Source organism: Dellaglioa carnosa (assembly GCF_026948345.1).
GTDB lineage: Bacteria > Bacillota > Bacilli > Lactobacillales > Lactobacillaceae > Dellaglioa > Dellaglioa algida.
This window is the reverse complement of the sequence record NZ_JANXLI010000009.1, coordinates 1-18,094: the sequence shown is the minus strand read 5'-3', so window position 1 is coordinate 18,094 and position 18,094 is coordinate 1. Positions and strand designations below refer to the sequence as shown.

Here is an 18,094-nt window from a genome sequence, read left to right as displayed (position 1 = left end):
TTCTATGGGGGAAGTACAAATGGATAAAAATGAGAAAGTAATAACGAGCCATCTGGCCGACTATTGTGCGTACTATTCTATCAGTAATGAGGCACTTAATGACACGGAAATATTAAATTCTGTTTTAAGTCATCAAAAAACGATGGATGAGTTAATCGACGGATATTCAGAAATGGGACAGTTGAATAGTGAAATAAGTAACGATTTTAAAGGATCTGAAGACGAGGCTTTATTACGTCTTCAAATTATGTAGAGAGTTGGGATAAAATGGTTGATAATATCGTACGTGGAGATATTTTCTATGCGGATTTATCTCCCGTTGTTGGTTCTGAACAAGGGGGGATGAGACCGGTTCTCATTATCCAAAATAATATTGGTAATCGATATAGTCCAACCGTTATCGTTGCCGCCATTACGGCGCGTATTCAAAAACCTAAAATGCCAACACACGTTGGTCTCTTAGCAAGTAGAGACGGGATTGAAAAGGACTCGGTTATACTAATGGAACAAATCCGCACTATCGATAAGCAACGCCTAAAAGATCGTATCACGCACCTTTCTAAAAAAGGGATGCTTGAGGTTGATGAAGCGCTTAGGACAAGTGTTGGACTCGTTCCAGCAATACATAAAGTGGAATAAATGAAAAACAACATAGAGTAATAAAAAAACGTGGTTCGTAACCATCCCACGCTAAAAAACTAAGGGAGTCTAGTAACAATGACAAAAAATAACCGTGTAAACCAAGTTATCATTAATGGTTTAATCGCTGCACTATATATCGTATTGGCAGTTGTTCCAGGAATATTCAGTATGGCAAGTGGTGCCATTCAATTTCGTCTATCAGAGGGATTGAATCATTTAGTTTTATTCAATAAAAAGTATATCTGGGGTGTTTCTTTAGGGGTTATCTTATTTAATCTCTTTTATAGTAGCCCGTTAGACGTCCTTTTTGGGGGTTCACAAACAATAATGGGTCTTTTAATTGTTATTTTTGTGAGTCCCAGGTTTAAAGAAATGTGGCAAAAGATGCTTTTAAATATCGTGGTCTTCTCATTTACCATGTTTTTAATTGCTATTATGCTAAACATGACAGCTAATTTACCATTTTGGCCTACCTATGGTACGACCGCATTATCTGAATTTGTGATTATGACTATTACGGCGCCATTGATGCTCGTTTTAGATCGCGCTATTCATTTCGATAAAAGAATGCATTAAAAAAACAGACCTGAGAAGGTCTGTTTTTTATTTAGCCACGTAAGTCTTCAATTTCGGAAACAATGAACTCTTTACGTCCCAAGTTATCAACAATCTTATCAACTTTTTCTTGCGTAACTCCGCCTGGCAATGTGAATAACGTTCGACGTAATAATTCGCCTTCTTTAACATCTAAAGTCATACAACTAGCGATTGAAGAATATTTTGTAATAACTTTTGCCATATCAACTAAATCGCCACGTTCTCCGGCTGAAATAACAGTTAACACATAACTACCAACGTCAAAATTCCATGACTGAGATAACATATCTAAAAGACGTGTATGCGTCAAAATACCTTCGAAATAGTTATTTTCATTTAAAATAGCGATATAAGGTAAATCTTTGATTGAGAAGAATACATTAAAGAACGCTGAATCAGATGAAATAAACTTAGTTGCGTTCTTAAGAAGATAAGTTACGGGAAGTGACATATCTCCGCCTTGTGACTTATGACGATAAATATGCATCTTATAAATATTACCACGGAAGATCTGACCCGTTTCATCCAGGATGGGCACACAACGGAATCCAGAATCTTCTAGGACCGTGAGTGCTTCTTCAAGTGTGACACTTTCACGAACAGTCGTGAGTTCTTTTAACGGTTTAACTAAAGTATTTAATAACATATAGACGCCTCCAAATATTAAATTTTTCTCATTTACATTTTTATAATACCATAAATGAAGCTTTTTAACAGTAATTTGATTATTAAGATTGCATTAAAAAAGGAACGGAAGAATGTCTTCCGTTCCTTTTTTTGGAAAATAATTAAAAATTATTCGCCTAATTCTTTAAGACCATCATTTAAAACTTGTTTTAAAGTAGCAGCTGAATCAGTCATACGTTTAGCCTCAACATCACTTAAAGGTACTTCAATGATTTGTGCAAGACCTTGGCCATTAACAACACCTGGTGTACCGATATAAATATCGTTCAAACCATATTGTCCGTCCATGTATGCACTAACAGGTAATACGGCATTTTCGTCACGCAAAATTGCTTTTGAAAGACGAGCTAATGCTGTACCAATACCGTAGAATGTTGCGCCTTTTTTGTTGATGATTTCGTAAGCTTTGTTACGAACGTCATCTTCAATTTTAGCAAGTTGGTCATCAGAAATGTTGTTAGCTTTTGCCCAATCTAAGAATGGAAGGCCACCAACAGTTGCAGCTGAGTAAGCAGCAAATTCTGTATCACCATGTTCGCCCATCATGTAAGCATGGATTGAACGAGGGTCGTTAATGTCAGTTAATTTGCTTAAAGCAACACGTAAACGTGAAGTATCAAGTGAAGTACCTGAACCAATAACGCGATCTTTAGGGAAACCAGAGAATTTCATTGTTGCGTAAGTTAAAATATCAACTGGGTTAGCAGCAACTAAGAAAATACCTTTAAATCCAGATTCAACGATTGGAGTTACGATACTTTTCAAGATGTTTAAGTTTTTGTTTACAAGGTCAAGACGTGTTTCACCTGGTTTTTGTGGTGCGCCAGCAGTGATAACGACAAGATCTGCATCTTCACAGTCAGAATATTCTGCTGAGTAAATACGTTTAGGAAATGCGAATGGTGTAGCATCTTCTAAATCTAAAGCATCTCCGACAGTGCGATCTTTAGCAACATCGATGATACCAAATTCTTCGCCGACACCTTGGAGTGTCATTGCGAATGCGTAACTAGAACCTACGGCGCCATCGCCGACTAAGATAACTTTTTGATGATTTTGTGTTTTTGTCAAAATAATTCATCCTTTCAGAGCTATAATTATTACTGAATAATTATAACATGTTTTTTTGTTAAAAAACATACTAGATTGAACGAGTTCTTTTACAAAAACGGCATAAATCGAGTATGGTATAATGATTGAAAGAAAAGAATAGGGTCGAAATGCTGGGTAAGCTAATAAACTTGCCCAGATGTTTGCGTTTATTTAAAGGAGAAATTGAAATGAAAATGATAGTTGGTTTGGGTAATATTGGTCAAAAGTATGATGGTACAAGGCATAATGTTGGTTTCGCCACAGTAGATGCATTTGCAAAACAATACAATGCTGATTTTGGTTCAAGTAAGTACGAAGCACAAGTAGCTTCTTTTAACTTGAATGGTGAAAAGATTGTCTTAGTTAAGCCATCTACTTACATGAACGAATCAGGTCGAGCAGTTAGACCTTTGATGGATTTTTACAAAATAGACGTTTCTGACATACTTATTGTTAATGATGATTTAGATTTAGAAGTTGGCCGTATTCGGTTACGTCAAAAAGGTTCAGCCGGTGGGCATAATGGATTAAAAAGTATAATAGCGCATACAGGTACGCAAGAATTTAAACGAATTAAAATTGGTATCGACCATCCAGATAAAGTTTCTGTAGTTGATTGGGTATTAACTAAATTCTCTAAAAATCAGGAAAAAGCTCTGGGGGATGCAATCAATACGGCAACTTTAGCAACTGAGGATTGGTTGGAAACAGATGATTTTATGAACACAATGAATAAATACAATCATAAATAAGAAAAAACTGCTTAGAAAAGGGTAGAAGGTGGCGTAATGAATTTAGAAGCAATGATGCAGTCTGTTCCTGGTGTGGATAACTGGTTAACTAATGTTGAACCTCATACGAGACAATTACTAACCGGGTTAACCGGCTCAGCTAAAACGTTGATGTTGGCTACGATTTTTAAAAATAAAAATAAGTCGATGTTAATTGTGACCGATAACTTATTTCATGCGACTCAATTAAATGAAGATTTAACTAATTTTATTGACGAAGAAAACGTGCTGACATTCCCTGTTGAAGAATTATTGGCTGCAGAATTGGCAACGAGTTCACCTGAATTTAAAAGTGAACGTGTTCAAACACTTCAATCCCTACTGAGTGAAACACCTAAAATTGTTGTCACGTCGATCTCAGGACTGAGACGATTTTTGGCCCCCGTTACAACGTGGAAACAAGCGACCTTAAATCTAACTATTGGTAAAGATATAGATTTGAAGGAAACGGAGACCCAACTTTTTACAATGGGTTATCAACGTCAAAAATTAGTTGAACGACCTGGGGATTTTGCTGTACGAGGGTCTATTTTAGATATTTATCCCCTAACTGTTGAAAATCCAATTCGCCTGGATTTATTTGACACGGAAATTGATTCATTGCGTTATTTTGACGTTACTAATCAGCGTAGCTTGGAAAATGTGGATCAGATTCAGGTTATGCCTGCAACTGATTTTATTGCGACCGATGAAATGCTCTTAGAGGCTAGTAAAACATTAAAAAAAGCGTATGGCGTAGAATACAAACGACTCGATAGCGACGACCAAGAACGATTAGAATCCAATATAATGCCCATTATGAGTGATTTTGAAAAGGGTCATTTGTCTCCAGAACACTTATTATTTGGGGATATTATTTACCAGTCTAAAACCAGCTTGTTGAACTATTTAGGTGAAGATGGCTTAGTTATCCTGGATGACTATCCAAGATTGTTAGAAAGCGAAAAAACACTTAAATTAGACGAAGATAACTGGATGGCGGATAAGTTAAAAACGCATCAGGTTTTGTCAACGAGTAAATTTGGATTTGAGTTACGCGACTTATTAAAAAACGAAGCGCATGCTGAGTTATTTTTAGCTCATTTCCAAAAGGGTATGGGGAATTTAAAATTCAACCAACTCATTGATGTACCGGGTCATGCGATGCAACAATTCTTTAGTCAAATACCACTACTAAAGACAGAAATGGATCGTTGGTTAAAAAAGAAACAAACAATTATCGTAATGGTGCAAGATAAGGAACGACTTAATAAGGTTTCACAGACGTTAGATGATTTTGAGATTCCGTCTATTATGACCACATTGGATAGTTTGCAACTAGGGAAAGTTCAGGTTGTAGAAGGTAATCTACAAGCTGGGTTTGAGTTGCCGACAGCAAACTTGGTCGTTGTGACTGAACACGAGATGTTCAACAAGGTCACTAAGAAACGACCAAAACGACAGACTTTAGCTAATGCTGAGCGCCTTAAAAGTTATCAGGATTTAAAACCTGGTGACTACGTAGTTCATGTCAATCACGGTATTGGCCAATTTATGGGTATGGAGACATTAGAAGTTGACGGGAAACATCAAGATTATATGACGATTGCCTACAGGGATGAAGCAAAGTTGTTTATTCCGGTAACACAATTAAATATGGTTCAGAAGTATGTGTCATCCGAATCTAAATCACCTAGAATCAATAAATTAGGTGGTACAGAATGGACCAAAACAAAAAATAAAGTTGCTGCTAAAATTGAAGATATCGCTGATGACCTAGTCGCCTTGTACGCTGAACGTGAAGCAGAGGTTGGCTTCACGTTTTCAAAAGACAATGACTACCAAATGGAATTTGAAAATGCCTTCCCATATTCTGAAACTGAAGATCAAATCAGGAGCTCCAATGAAATTAAGCATGATATGGAACAAAAGAAACCAATGGATCGGTTATTAATTGGGGATGTTGGCTTTGGTAAGACAGAGGTTGCATTACGTGCCGCTTTTAAAGCAATTCAGGACCATAAACAAGTGGCGTTACTTGTTCCAACGACCGTGTTGGCTCAGCAACATTACGAGACAATGATTAATCGGTTTGAGGGATTTCCAGTTGAAATTGGGATTTTATCACGATTTAGAACGAAGAAACAGCTAAAAGAAACGACTGAAAAAATGGCCAGTGGCGCATTAGATATTGTTGTTGGGACGCATCGAATTTTATCGAAGGATATTCAGTTCGCCGATTTAGGCTTACTGATTGTTGATGAAGAACAACGTTTTGGTGTGAAACACAAAGAACGACTTAAGGAATTTAAATCACAAGTTGATGTTTTAACGTTGACGGCGACGCCAATTCCAAGAACACTTAATATGTCGATGCTTGGTGTACGTGATTTATCAGTAATTGAAACAGCACCATTGAATCGTTATCCAATTCAAACATACGTAATGGAACAAAACGGTGGCACAATTCGAGATGGTATTCAAAGAGAGCTTCAACGAGGTGGGCAGGTCTTTTATTTGCATAATCGTGTTGAAGATATTGAAAAAGTTGTTTCAGAAATTGAAATTATGGTACCTGAGGCCAGCGTTGCTTATATTCATGGGCAAATGACTGAGAACCAATTAGAAAATGTGTTGTACGATTTTATTCAAGGTGTTTATGATGTATTGGTCACAACGACAATCATTGAAACGGGCGTGGATATTTCAAATGCGAATACATTATTTGTTGAAAATGCTGATCATATGGGATTGGCACAACTTTATCAATTACGTGGCCGTGTTGGACGTAGTAGTCGAATCGCCTATTCTTATTTCATGTATAAACCTAATAAGGTATTAACTGAAGTCAGCGAGAAGCGGTTAGAGGCAATTAAAGATTTTACTGAATTAGGGTCCGGATTTAAAATTGCCATGCGAGATTTATCTATTCGTGGGGCAGGAAATTTATTAGGACGACAACAACATGGCTTTATTGATTCCGTGGGATACGATTTGTATACACAGATGTTGACAGAGGCTGTGAATAAAAAACAAGGTAAAAAAGTTGATCCTAAATCCGACTCAGAAATTGAAATTAATATTGAGGCGTACCTACCATCAACATATATTGACGATCAACGTCAAAAAATTGAAATCTATAAACGAATTCGTCAACTCGATACTTATGACCAATATTTAGAAGTTCAGGGTGATTTGATTGATCGTTTTGGTGAATTTCCAACCGAAGTAAACAACTTAATGGAAGTTGGGTTACTTAAATTATTTGCCGATAAAGCATTAGTTGAGAAAATTAAAAAAGATAAAGATCAGTTGATTGTTTCCGTTTCTGAAAAAGGGACGACATTATTAGGTACGGAAGCCATTTTTAAGGCATTATCGACAACAAAATTAAAGGCGTCGTTAAAACCACAAGGCAAGCAAATGCGTGTGATTTTGGTGATTCAGCCTAAGATGACTGAAGAAGATTGGTTAATTGAACTACAAAACGTTGTTCAAGCGTTGAGTGAGTCTGTTGGCGAAATAACGATCGCTGACTAAATAAAAAGGAATCAAAATAATATGGGAAATAAGCAGCTTAGACATTTAATGCGAGGCGCGATGATTTTGTCGGTTGCCTCGTTGATTGCCAAAATTTTGAGTGCCATTTACAGAGTACCCTTTCAAAATTTAGTTGGCGATACAGGATTTTATATTTATCAACAGGTTTATCCTATTTATGGAATAGGGATGACTTTTGCGTTGACCGGGTTTCCTGTCTATATTAGTAAGTTAATTGCTGAGGAACCTCTAGAGGAAGATAAAATAAAATTATCTCAGGATATTTTTATTGTTTTAGGCGTATTTAGCATGATCGTTTTTTTCGGATTGCAGTTAGGGGCATCTAAAATTGCGTTAGCAATGGGTGACAGTCAATTAGATGGTCTAATTAAGAGTGTCTCGTTCATGTTCTTATTTCTACCTGTATTAGCCGTCGGACGTGGCTATTACCAAGGAATTTTCGAAATGAATAAAACAGCAGTTTCACAGGTCGTAGAACAATTATTACGTGTTGGATTAATTATTTTAGCCGCATACATTGCGGTAAAAAATAAAATGTCGTTATATTCAATGGGGTCATGGGCGATGTTTGGTGCGACTGTCGGTGCGATTGGTGCAAGTTTATCTTTTTACCATTTCTTTAGCATCGATTTCAAAAAAGTGACCATGCGTCTAGATAGGCGAAGACTGATGGTTGTTACTAAAAAGTTGTTTTCAGAAGGACTGGTTATTTGCCTGTTTGCTGCAATGATGGTTTTATTGCAACTGATTGATTCATTCACGGTGAAAAATGGCTTGGTACATTTTGGCTACTCAAATACTGCTGCTAAATCGTTAAAAGGAATTTATGATCGTGCTCAGCCGTTAGTTCAGCTAGGGTTAGTCATTTCAGTTGGATTTTCTTCAATGCTACTACCTTCTCTGGCGGCGGCACGACGTGAAAATCGGAAACGAGATTTTCAGCGGTATGCTAAGATGTTGGTCCATGTGACAGTAGCCTTATCAATGGCTGCAACAGTGGGATTAGTCGCATTAATGCCAATGGTTAATCAGTTTTTATTTGGTGATCAATTGCAAAATGAAACATTATCCGTTTATATGATAAGTATCTTTTTGGCGGCGGTTATCGGGACATACAACAGCGTATTACAGAGCTTAGGCTTGTATCGAACGGCAGTTATTTCATTGCTTATTGGACTCCTACTTAAAATGGGTATCAATTTTTATTTGGTTTCTGTTATGGGGACTGTGGGCGCCAGCGTAGCAACAATTCTGAGCTTACTAGTTGTGCTAATTGCCATGTGGATAATGTCACCAAGTGTGACAAGGCAGCTACTAATCGATCCACCTTTTATGATAAAATTAACATTAGTTTGTGTAATGATGGGAATTGTGGTTTATTTATTAGATAATCAATTAATTAATTGGGTAAATGGTAATCGTTTATTAAGTGGGCTTGTCGCGCTCGTTTCTGGTTCTATAGGAGCTGGCATATTTGCCCTGATGGCAATTAAATGGCAACTATTTTCTATTAGAGAATGGTTAAGTTTACCATTTGGAAAACGTATTTTGAAAAAAATTAGACGATAATAAAGGGGACTAAACTAATGAGATTAGATAAATTTTTAAAAGTATCACGTATTATTAAACGCCGAACGGTTGCAAAAGAAATTGCAGACAAAGGTCGTATTACCATCAATGATAAAGTTGCGAAATCATCTACAGATGTCGTTGTTGGGGATGATTTAACGATTCAATTTGGTAATAAAACGTTAACCGTTAAAGTAATGGCACTTAAAGAAACGACAAAAAAAGCAGAATCTATTGATTTATATGAAGTCGTTTCTGAAGTTTATACTGAAGAAAGTCGATAATTATCGATTTTTGATTGGATTACCTTTATTGGGTTAGGAGACAAACATGGCCGATAATAAATCGAAAATTAAATTCTTAGATAATGATTTCATGAGAGCAAACAAGAACGGGCAAAAAGCAGATCAACGTTTAGCACGTATTCATCGACGACGTTTGATCGGATTGACGGCTATTTTGGCGATTATTATTATTTTCTTTAGCGTGCAACTAATCTCAACAAAAGTTAAAGTTGCACGTTATAAGCAAGAGACGACAGTTGAACAAACAAAATTAGAAAAAGCTAAAACGGAGCAAAAGGATCTTAAATTCCAGGTTGAACAGTTAAATGATAATGATTATTTACTGAAATTAATTCGTGAGAAATATTATTTCTCTAAAAAAGGGGAAACAGTTTATAGTTTTCCTAGCGATAAAACTAATTTAAAAAATTAATGGGCACAAAAAATATTGGTCATGATTTAACTTTGTATCAAGGTTTATAGCGTGGTATACTAAAATGGTATATATATCTAAGGAGGAGCAACTTTTTTATGTCTATTGAAGTCGGAGAGAAAGTTTCAGGTAAAGTTTCAGGAATCACAAATTTCGGTGCGTTTATTGATTTGGGTGACAGAAAAACAGGGTTAGTGCATATTAGTGAGGTATCTGACGGATTTATTAAGGATATTCATGATGCATTAACTGTTGGGGATGAAGTTACAGTTAAGGTTTTATCCATCGGTGATGATGGAAAAATTAGTTTATCAATACGCAAAGCGGTTGATAAACCTCAAGTAACAGAAACAAAATCTCGTCCACAGAAAACATTTAACAAAGATGCTCGTGCATCGACTAGTTCTCGTCCATCAGGTGGTGGCAAGAATCGTTATCAGACTAAAAAAGTTGAGCCTCAAAAAGATGACTTTGATTCATTACTATCTGGATTTTTGAAAGATAGTGAAGATCGTTTAGTTTCGCTAAAAAGAAGTACTGAAGGTAAACGCGGTGGCCGTGGCGGCCGACGTAATTAATAACAAATTTTAAAATGAGTGGTTGAAATGAAAATTTTAAACCGCTCTTTTTTTAATTTAAAAAAGGAGAAAAGTTGTGTTGAATACAAAGTTCGAGGCTCAATACCGACTGCTTGGGAGTCCCAAAAAAGTCTTAGTTGCCGTTTCGACTGGCGTTGATTCTATGGTACTACTTGATTTATTAAGACAACTGCCAAATGACAGCCGACCGGAAATTGGTATTGCCTATGTTGACCATCAACTGAGAGCGCAAAGTCAGATTGAAACTGAATTTATTGAAAAGTATTGTCTAGAAAATCAACTTAAATTATATAAAAAAGTTTGGCCCGTGTCTGAACATGGGCTAAAAGGTATCGAAAATGAGGCTCGAAAAATGCGATATGCGTTTTTTGAGCAGGTCATGCGTTCAGGTGATTATCCAACGCTAATGACGGCACACCAATCTAATGATCAAATAGAAACGCTTGTTATGAAAGGAATTCGTGGAGGAGACATCCGACAATTAACTGGAATTAGTGGAATTCGATCATTTGGACCGGGTCAATTAATTCGACCATTGCTGTCGTTTTCAAAACAAGTTATTAGGCAATATGCTGAAAAACAAGGGATTCCATTTTTTGAAGATGAAACGAATCAATCAACTGATTTTTTTAGAAATCGTGTTAGAAAAGAAATCATACCGAAAATGCTTGAAAATAATCAGCAAGCAATCGAGCATGCACAGAGCTATGCGAATCAATTATCAGACTTGCTGGAATTAGTAGATGAATCGATTGATGAAAAAGTAACTGTGTTGAAAGATGAATCCGGATTTCAAGTGAAAAAATGGACAATTTTAACGAAAAAATGGCAAATCCCCGTGTTGAAAAGAATCGCCGAGAGCCGAGATGTTTTCTTGAAAATGGACCAAATTAGGCAAATCATTCAATTGCTAGTGAACCCTAAAAAACCACAAGGCAAAATTGATTTGGGTCATGATCAGCAATTTGTTAAACAATATGAGTATATGAATTTCGTGAAAAACGAAAAAAAGAATGACAGCACACCCGAAAAAATACAGGTCGTTAAAAATATATGGTTTAACCTAAATGAAAATGAAAAAATTGGCGTATTTAATCGTGACGAAATTAATTTAACCGATTCTGATATATCGGATTATATTTTTGTTGATCCTTTAATTATTGACGAGGGTCTCACCTTGAGACAAAAGCTTTCAGGAGACTTTATAAGTGTTGCGAATAGCGGTAATCAAAAAATTAAAAAAATATTTATTGATCAAAAAGTAACCAAAGATGATAGAAATAAGGCTTGGTTGCTAGAAACGAATACTAAACAGATCATATGGTTAATAAATTATAAGAAATCTCAATTGTCAGAACCCTTTGAAACTGATAAAATACAAGACATAATCGTTTTAAAAAAACAGGGTCAGGGAAGAGGCTAAAGTGTATGGATGCGGATATCAAAAAAGTTCTTTACAGTGAACAAGAAATTCAAGCTGTAACGCAACGCTTAGGACAACAGATCACGGCTGATTATCAAGGAAAAAATCCATTGCTTGTTTGTATATTAAAGGGTGCCTATCTTTTTATGGCTGATATTGCCAAAAATGTTTCAGACTATGCAGAAGTTGATTTTATGAACGTTTCAAGTTATGGAGATGGCGTCGTATCAACTGGCAACGTTAAGATTATAAAAGATCTGGACATAGATGTTAAAGGCAGAGATGTAATTATTGTTGAAGATATTGTGGATACGGGCCAAACTTTGGCATACTTGATTGACCTATTTAACGGTAGAAACGTAAAATCCGTTAAGGTTTGTTCATTATTAGATAAACCAGAAGGTCGTAAAGTGGATGTTCAAGTTGATTATGCGGGATTTGAAGTACCGAATGAATTTGTGGTTGGATATGGCTTGGATTACGCTGAAAAGTATCGAAACTTGCCATACATTGGTATCTTAAAACCTGAAATCTACACGGAGTAATAATAATGGTCAAAGAATGTCAATTGTGATATAGTGTATCCTATTCAAATTCAAGCAATAGCTGAATTAAAAATAAAGAAAAATGGGCAGGAGAGTAGATATGAAAAACAATCCTAAAAATGGGCTTTTTAAAAATAGTTTATTTTACATAGTTATTATGCTTGGAATAATGGGCGTAATGTATTTCTTTTTCGATGGTAATAGCGGAACAGAAACACAAGAAATTCAATCAAGTGAATTCGTCTCAGATTTACAATCAAGTAAGGTGAAGTCATTTGATATTCAACCATCAGGTGGCGTTTACAAAATAACGGGTACTTATACTAAGGCGCAAACAGAAAAAAGTAAGAATACCGGATTTTCTTTAATTCCGGCTGCTAAGAAAACAACAAAGGTTACAAAATTTACGTCAACAGTACTTCAAAATGATTCAAATATGTCACAAATTTTGAAATCAGCTGAAGCAACGAAGACAAAAATAGATACAAAAGAAGAACAATCAGATAGCATCTGGTTACAATTAGCTATTACGGTTATCCCACTTGTATTAATGGTCGGCTTTTTCTATCTTATGATGGGACAAGCAGGACAAGGTGGCGGTGGCGGTGGTAAAGTCATGAACTTTGGTAAATCAAAGACAAAACCTTCTGAGAAAAAAGATAATAAAGTTCGTTTTGCCGATGTTGCTGGTGCTGAAGAAGAAAAACAAGAACTTGTTGAAGTTGTTGAATTCTTGAAAGCACCACGCAAATTTGCCGACTTAGGTGCAAGAATTCCATCGGGTGTTCTTCTTGAGGGACCTCCGGGTACTGGTAAAACATTGCTTGCAAAGGCTGTTGCTGGTGAGGCTGAAGTGCCATTCTACTCTATCTCAGGGTCTGATTTTGTCGAGATGTTCGTCGGAGTTGGTGCAAGTCGTGTACGTGATTTATTTGAAAATGCTAAAAAAACGGCACCATCAATTATTTTTATCGATGAAATTGATGCTGTTGGACGTCGTCGTGGTTCCGGTACAGGTGGCGGTAACGATGAACGTGAACAAACGTTAAACCAATTACTTGTTGAAATGGATGGATTTACGGGTACAGAAGGTGTAATCGTTATTGCAGCTACTAACCGTTCTGATGTTCTTGATCCAGCGCTTTTACGTCCGGGTCGTTTTGATCGTAAGGTTTTAGTTGGTCGTCCTGATGTTAAGGGCCGTGAAGCAATATTAGCTGTTCATGCTAAAAACAAGCCATTGGCTTCAGATGTTGATTTAAAAGTTATTGCGAAACAAACGCCAGGATTCGTTGGGGCTGATTTAGAAAATCTTCTAAATGAAGCCGCGTTGTTGGCCGCTCGTCGTAATAAATCAAAAATTGATGCAAGTGATATGGATGAAGCTGAGGATCGAGTAATTGCGGGACCAGCCAAACGTGATCGTGTTATCAATGAAAAAGAACGTAGAACTGTTGCATTCCATGAAGCCGGACATACAATTGTTGGGTTAGTGTTGAATGAAGCTAGAGTTGTTCACAAAGTTACGATTGTTCCTCGAGGTCGCGCTGGCGGTTACGCAATTATGTTACCAAAAGAAGATCAAATGTTATTATCTAAAAAAGATATGAGCGAACAAATTGCTGGATTAATGGGTGGTCGTGCGGCTGAAGAAATTATTAATCACGAACAATCTTCAGGTGCATCAAACGATTTCCAACAAGCTACACAAATGGCTCGCTCAATGGTTACTGAATATGGAATGAGCGAAAAACTCGGACCGGTTCAATTAGAAGGTGATAGTCAAATGTTCGCTGGTGGTTCAGGTCAACCAAGTGCTGCTTACTCAAGTAACACGGCTGATATTATTGATTCTGAAGTTCGTCGTTTATCTGAAGAAGGTATGACACTTGCTAAAGAAATCATTGAAGCCCACAGGGATCAACATAAATTGATTGCGGATAAATTATTAGAATTTGAAACACTTGATGAAAAAGAAATTTTAAGCTTATTCGAAGATGGCAAGATGCCAGAAAAGGATGACGTAAATGAATTTCCAAGTGAAAAAGATGGTTCTTTTGAAGCAACAAAAAAAGAATTAGAACGTAAAGATGCACAAAAAATGGCCGAAGAATCAAATGAAGTTGATTTGACTAAAACGGTTGTGTTTAATCCTAAAGTAAATAAAGACGATAAATAGTCGTCACACAAGAACTCCGATGGATTATCTGTCGGAGTTCTTGTTGGTCTAAAACGAAATATTAAGGAGAAATAAATGAAAGATTATCTTGTGAAAAGTTTGGCTTATGATGGCCAATTAAGAGTATATGCTGTAACTGCGACAAATACGGTTGCTGAAGCACAAAGGCGACATGATACATGGAGTGCGGCATCGGCAGCACTTGGACGTAGTTTAGTGGGGACGTTACTATTGAGTACGTCTACGCTATCCGGTGATGAAAAAATGACGGTTAAAATTAACGGCGATGGACCAGTTGGCGCTATTGTGATTGATGGTAATGCGGATGGGACAGTTAAAGGGTATCTACATGAACCACATATCCACTTGCCATTGAATGAAAAACATAAAATTGATGTTAAAGGTGCGGTTGGAACAACTGGAACGATGGCTGTGACGAAAGATATGGGAATGAAAGAACCATTCACAGGGCAGGTCCCATTAATTTCCGGTGAACTTGGTGAAGATTTTACCTACTATCTGGCCAAATCAGAACAGATCCCTTCTTCTGTTGGATTATCTGTTTTTGTAAATACAGATAATACGATTGAAGTTGCAGGTGGTTTTATGATTCAAGTGATGCCGGGCGCAACGGATGAGGTACTCGATGCATTAGAAAAAAAATTAGCGGAAATGCCAATGGTTTCTGAGTTGCTTAGAGAAGGTAAAACGCCGGAAGATATTATTTATCTCATGTTTGGTGAAGAAAATATTAACATTTTGGATACAATGCCGGTTGCATTTGAATGTGACTGTTCAAAAGATAAATTTTATGGGTCGTTGGCTACACTACCTAAAGCTGATATTACCGAGATGATCGAATTAGATCATGGTGCAGAAGCGGTTTGTCGTTTTTGTGGAAATAAGTACCAATACTCCGAAGATGAATTAATGCAATTGTTAAATAGTTCGGCTAAATAAATATTATCAAAATATTATTTGTGATATGATACTAAACAATAGTAAGCGTAAAAAATGACGAGGTGAATAGAATGGAATGGAAAATTGGTGATATATTAATCCCTAATCAAGTAGTTGTTGCGCCAATGGCAGGTGTAACAAATGCGGCTTTCAGAATGATTTGTAAAGATTTTGGTGCCGGATTAGTCGTTTGTGAAATGATTTCTGATAAAGGAATCCAATTTAGAAATAAAAAGACATTGAGTATGTTGTTTGTTGATCCTAGAGAACATCCAGTTAGTGTTCAAATTTTCGGTGGCGATAAAGAAACATTAGTTGCAGCTGCAAAATTTGTTGAGGAACATACTTCAGCTGATATTGTTGATATTAATATGGGTTGCCCCGTACCTAAAGTAACAAAAACAGATGCAGGTGCACGTTGGTTACTTGATCCGGATAAGGTCTACGAAATGGTAGACGCCGTAACAAGCGAACTATCAATTCCGGTTACTGTTAAAATGAGAACGGGCTGGGATGAAGATCACATTTTAGCAGTTGAAAATGCGTTGGCTGCTGAACAAGGTGGTGCTGCCGCACTTGCAATGCATGGTAGAACACGTTACCAAATGTATAATGGTAAAGCAGACTGGAATATTTTACATGAAGTTAAAAGTAATTTAAAAACGATTCCTTTTATGGGTAATGGTGATATTAAAACACCGCAAGATGCCAAGAAGATGTTGGATGAAGTTGGTGCCGATGCAGTTATGATTGGTCGCGCAGCGTTAGGAAATCCATGGATGATTAAGCAAACAACGACATACCTTGAAACAGGTAAACTTATTGCTGAACCATCGGCATCAGAGAAGATATTAGTTGCTAAAGAGCACTTACATGCGCTTTGTCAGATTAAGGGTGAAGTTATTGGACCTAAAGAATTTAGAAGTCAGGCCGCGTATTATTTAAAGGGCATTTCTCGTTCTGCAAGAGCTAAGGCTGCTTTAAACGAGGCAAATTCGGAAGAAACAATGATTACGATATTTGATAAATTCTTAGAAGATACAAAAGAACGTGAATTCAAATTAATGCAAAAAGAAGCTTAGAAATAGTTGCATTTTCACGGGTTAATTGGCATGATAGTAAGTGAAATATGTAATTAAAGTGAGGAATATAATATGGCAAAGCAAGAACAGAGCATGAATGATCAATTAAAGGTACGTCGCGAGAAAGTTGTAGAACTTCGTGAAGCGGGAGTAGATCCATTTGGACACCGTTTTGAACGTAAGGATATGACTAAAGCGCTGCACGATAAGTATGACGAATTAACTAAAGAAGAACTAGATGGCATGGATATTCAAGCAACAGTTGCGGGTAGATTAATGTCTAAACGTGGCAAGGGTAAAGTTAGTTTTGCTGATATCCAAGATAAAGATGGTCGTTTACAATTATACGTCCGTAAAGATGTCGTGGGTGAGGATACGTACCATATCTTTAAACGTGCGGATATTGGTGATTTTGTTGGAATAACTGGTGATGTTATGAAAACGGATATGGGTGAGTTAACAATTCGTCCAACAGAAATTACGTTCTTGTCAAAAGCATTACGACCATTACCGGATAAATTTCATGGTTTACAAAATGTAGAACAAATATATAGACAAAGATATTTAGATTTGATTACAAATCGTGAGAGTTTTGATCGATTTATGAAGCGTAGTCAAATTATTTCGGCTGTAAGACGTTATTTAGATGGTAATGGATACGTTGAAGTTGAAACACCAGTTTTACATAACCAAGCCGGTGGAGCATCTGCAAAACCCTTTACAACGCATCATAATGCGTTAGATATTGAATTATATTTGAGAATTGCGCTTGAATTACATTTAAAACGCCTTATTGTCGGTGGAATGGAAAAAGTATACGAAATTGGACGAGTATTCCGTAATGAAGGAATTGATACAAAGCATAATCCTGAATTTACAATGCTTGAAACATATGTGGCATACTATGATTTTCATGACGTTATGGACGAAACTGAAGGTATTTTTAAAGCAGTTGCGGATGTCGTTTCAGATGATGGAATCATCGAATATGACGGAAAAAAAGTAGATTTTAATAAAAAATTTGCAAGAGTTCATATGGTTGATGCGATTAAATCTGTGACTGGGGTTGATTTCTGGAAAGAAATGTCAGTGGAGGAAGCGCAAAAATTGGCTGACGAGCATCATGTTAAATATGAGGCATACTGGAAGGTCGGACATATAATTAATGAATTTTTCGAAAAATTTGTTGAAGATACGATTGTAGATCCGACCTTTGTTTATGGACATCCTTTAGAAATATCTCCTTTAGCAAAGAAAAACGAGGACAATCCTAGATTTACTGATCGTTTTGAAATGTACATTTTGGGTACGGAATATGCTAATGCGTTTACTGAATTAAATGATCCAATCGATCAAAGAGAAAGATTTGAAGCTCAGGTAGAAGAACGTGAGGACGGTAATGACGAAGCAGAGGGAATTGATGAAGATTTCATTGAAGCTCTCGAATACGGAATGCCTCCAACGGGTGGCCTGGGAATCGGAATAGATAGATTAGTAATGTTAATGACAGATGCCCAATCTATCAGAGATGTACTATTATTTCCAACAATGCGACCAGAAGATAACCAATAAAAATATGATGAAAGTAGTACGTTTTGATTGCAAATTTGTAATCGAAATGTACTACTTTTTTTATTTTGAATATTTGTTGTTGACAAAGTGCATTTTAGC

Annotated in this window: 17 protein-coding genes and 1 riboswitch; of the genes, 15 read left to right on the top strand and 2 right to left on the bottom strand. The window is 36.5% G+C overall.

The window, feature by feature from the left end; translation table 11 throughout:
- Positions 1-19 precede the first annotated feature (19 nt).
- The 3 genes from N0K80_RS07550 to N0K80_RS07540 all read left to right on the top strand — a co-directional run bounded on the left by N0K80_RS07550 (position 20) and on the right by N0K80_RS07540 (position 1,218).
- Positions 20-253, top strand: a complete 234-nt coding sequence (locus N0K80_RS07550) for a hypothetical protein (protein ID WP_269024260.1) — start codon at positions 20-22, stop codon at positions 251-253.
- A gap of 14 nt (positions 254-267) precedes the next feature.
- Positions 268-639 carry a type II toxin-antitoxin system PemK/MazF family toxin gene (locus N0K80_RS07545; RefSeq protein ID WP_269024261.1) on the top strand — a complete coding sequence of 124 codons (372 nt, stop codon included), beginning with the start codon at positions 268-270 and terminating at the stop codon, positions 637-639.
- A gap of 24 nt (positions 640-663) precedes the next feature.
- Positions 664-708: riboswitch (PreQ1 riboswitch) on the top strand.
- 9 nt (positions 709-717) lie between these two features.
- Complete coding sequence (locus N0K80_RS07540) at positions 718-1,218, top strand: QueT transporter family protein (RefSeq protein ID WP_146302889.1); 501 nt, start codon at positions 718-720, stop codon at positions 1,216-1,218.
- A gap of 31 nt (positions 1,219-1,249) precedes the next feature.
- Here N0K80_RS07540 and cbpA read toward each other — a convergent pair whose 3' ends face one another.
- Complete coding sequence (gene cbpA, locus N0K80_RS07535) at positions 1,250-1,885, bottom strand: cyclic di-AMP binding protein CbpA (RefSeq protein ID WP_146343037.1); 636 nt, start codon at positions 1,883-1,885, stop codon at positions 1,250-1,252.
- Positions 1,886-2,034: 149 nt separating this feature from the next.
- Positions 2,035-2,997 carry an L-lactate dehydrogenase gene (locus tag N0K80_RS07530; RefSeq protein WP_057974355.1) on the bottom strand — a complete coding sequence of 321 codons (963 nt, stop codon included), beginning with the start codon at positions 2,995-2,997 and terminating at the stop codon, positions 2,035-2,037.
- A gap of 209 nt (positions 2,998-3,206) precedes the next feature.
- Between N0K80_RS07530 and pth the strand changes: the two genes are divergently transcribed.
- The 12 genes from pth to lysS all read left to right on the top strand — a co-directional run bounded on the left by pth (position 3,207) and on the right by lysS (position 17,995).
- On the top strand, positions 3,207-3,770 hold the full coding sequence (gene pth / locus N0K80_RS07525) for an aminoacyl-tRNA hydrolase (protein WP_269008119.1): 564 nt from the start codon (positions 3,207-3,209) through the stop codon (positions 3,768-3,770).
- 36 nt (positions 3,771-3,806) lie between these two features.
- Positions 3,807-7,328 carry a transcription-repair coupling factor gene (gene mfd, locus N0K80_RS07520; protein WP_269024262.1) on the top strand — a complete coding sequence of 1,174 codons (3,522 nt, stop codon included), beginning with the start codon at positions 3,807-3,809 and terminating at the stop codon, positions 7,326-7,328.
- Between the two features lie 21 nt (positions 7,329-7,349).
- A complete protein-coding gene (locus N0K80_RS07515; protein WP_269024263.1) occupies positions 7,350-8,918 on the top strand; it encodes a putative polysaccharide biosynthesis protein in 1,569 nt (522 codons plus the stop codon).
- Between the two features lie 17 nt (positions 8,919-8,935).
- A complete protein-coding gene (locus N0K80_RS07510) occupies positions 8,936-9,202 on the top strand; it encodes an RNA-binding S4 domain-containing protein (protein WP_057974359.1) in 267 nt (88 codons plus the stop codon).
- A 46-nt stretch (positions 9,203-9,248) separates the two neighbouring features.
- On the top strand, positions 9,249-9,635 hold the full coding sequence (locus N0K80_RS07505; RefSeq protein ID WP_269024264.1) for an FtsB family cell division protein: 387 nt from the start codon (positions 9,249-9,251) through the stop codon (positions 9,633-9,635).
- A 98-nt stretch (positions 9,636-9,733) separates the two neighbouring features.
- On the top strand, positions 9,734-10,213 hold the full coding sequence (locus N0K80_RS07500; protein WP_057974361.1) for a S1 domain-containing RNA-binding protein: 480 nt from the start codon (positions 9,734-9,736) through the stop codon (positions 10,211-10,213).
- A gap of 79 nt (positions 10,214-10,292) precedes the next feature.
- Positions 10,293-11,657, top strand: coding sequence for a tRNA lysidine(34) synthetase TilS (gene tilS, locus N0K80_RS07495; RefSeq protein WP_269024265.1), 1,365 nt, complete (start codon positions 10,293-10,295; stop codon positions 11,655-11,657).
- A 5-nt stretch (positions 11,658-11,662) separates the two neighbouring features.
- Positions 11,663-12,202 (top strand): hypoxanthine phosphoribosyltransferase, encoded by a 540-nt coding sequence (hpt, locus tag N0K80_RS07490; RefSeq protein WP_112251445.1) that lies wholly within the window; start codon positions 11,663-11,665, stop codon positions 12,200-12,202.
- Positions 12,203-12,302: 100 nt separating this feature from the next.
- Positions 12,303-14,381, top strand: a complete 2,079-nt coding sequence (gene ftsH, locus N0K80_RS07485) for an ATP-dependent zinc metalloprotease FtsH (protein ID WP_146343025.1) — start codon at positions 12,303-12,305, stop codon at positions 14,379-14,381.
- Between the two features lie 75 nt (positions 14,382-14,456).
- Positions 14,457-15,341, top strand: coding sequence for an Hsp33 family molecular chaperone HslO (hslO, locus tag N0K80_RS07480; protein WP_112251449.1), 885 nt, complete (start codon positions 14,457-14,459; stop codon positions 15,339-15,341).
- A 71-nt stretch (positions 15,342-15,412) separates the two neighbouring features.
- Positions 15,413-16,423, top strand: coding sequence for a tRNA dihydrouridine synthase DusB (dusB, locus tag N0K80_RS07475; RefSeq protein WP_057974366.1), 1,011 nt, complete (start codon positions 15,413-15,415; stop codon positions 16,421-16,423).
- Between the two features lie 72 nt (positions 16,424-16,495).
- A complete protein-coding gene (gene lysS, locus N0K80_RS07470) occupies positions 16,496-17,995 on the top strand; it encodes a lysine--tRNA ligase (protein ID WP_269024266.1) in 1,500 nt (499 codons plus the stop codon).
- The last annotated feature ends 99 nt before the right edge of the window (positions 17,996-18,094 follow it).

Bases quoted from the DNA above. Each gene is read 5' to 3' on its own strand.
- ftsH (WP_146343025.1), top strand. From the start codon at position 12,303: ATGAAAAACAATCCTAAAAATGGGCTTTTTAAAAATAGTTTATTTTAC.
- hpt (WP_112251445.1), top strand. From the start codon at position 11,663: ATGGATGCGGATATCAAAAAAGTTCTTTACAGTGAACAAGAAATTCAA.
- mfd (WP_269024262.1), top strand. From the start codon at position 3,807: ATGAATTTAGAAGCAATGATGCAGTCTGTTCCTGGTGTGGATAACTGG.
- N0K80_RS07500 (WP_057974361.1), top strand. From the start codon at position 9,734: ATGTCTATTGAAGTCGGAGAGAAAGTTTCAGGTAAAGTTTCAGGAATC.
- cbpA (WP_146343037.1), bottom strand. From the start codon at position 1,885: ATGTTATTAAATACTTTAGTTAAACCGTTAAAAGAACTCACGACTGTT.
- hslO (WP_112251449.1), top strand. From the start codon at position 14,457: ATGAAAGATTATCTTGTGAAAAGTTTGGCTTATGATGGCCAATTAAGA.
- N0K80_RS07510 (WP_057974359.1), top strand. From the start codon at position 8,936: ATGAGATTAGATAAATTTTTAAAAGTATCACGTATTATTAAACGCCGA.
- N0K80_RS07540 (WP_146302889.1), top strand. From the start codon at position 718: ATGACAAAAAATAACCGTGTAAACCAAGTTATCATTAATGGTTTAATC.
- N0K80_RS07545 (WP_269024261.1), top strand. From the start codon at position 268: ATGGTTGATAATATCGTACGTGGAGATATTTTCTATGCGGATTTATCT.
- lysS (WP_269024266.1), top strand. From the start codon at position 16,496: ATGGCAAAGCAAGAACAGAGCATGAATGATCAATTAAAGGTACGTCGC.
- pth (WP_269008119.1), top strand. From the start codon at position 3,207: ATGAAAATGATAGTTGGTTTGGGTAATATTGGTCAAAAGTATGATGGT.
- N0K80_RS07550 (WP_269024260.1), top strand. From the start codon at position 20: ATGGATAAAAATGAGAAAGTAATAACGAGCCATCTGGCCGACTATTGT.
- N0K80_RS07505 (WP_269024264.1), top strand. From the start codon at position 9,249: ATGGCCGATAATAAATCGAAAATTAAATTCTTAGATAATGATTTCATG.
- N0K80_RS07515 (WP_269024263.1), top strand. From the start codon at position 7,350: ATGGGAAATAAGCAGCTTAGACATTTAATGCGAGGCGCGATGATTTTG.
- dusB (WP_057974366.1), top strand. From the start codon at position 15,413: ATGGAATGGAAAATTGGTGATATATTAATCCCTAATCAAGTAGTTGTT.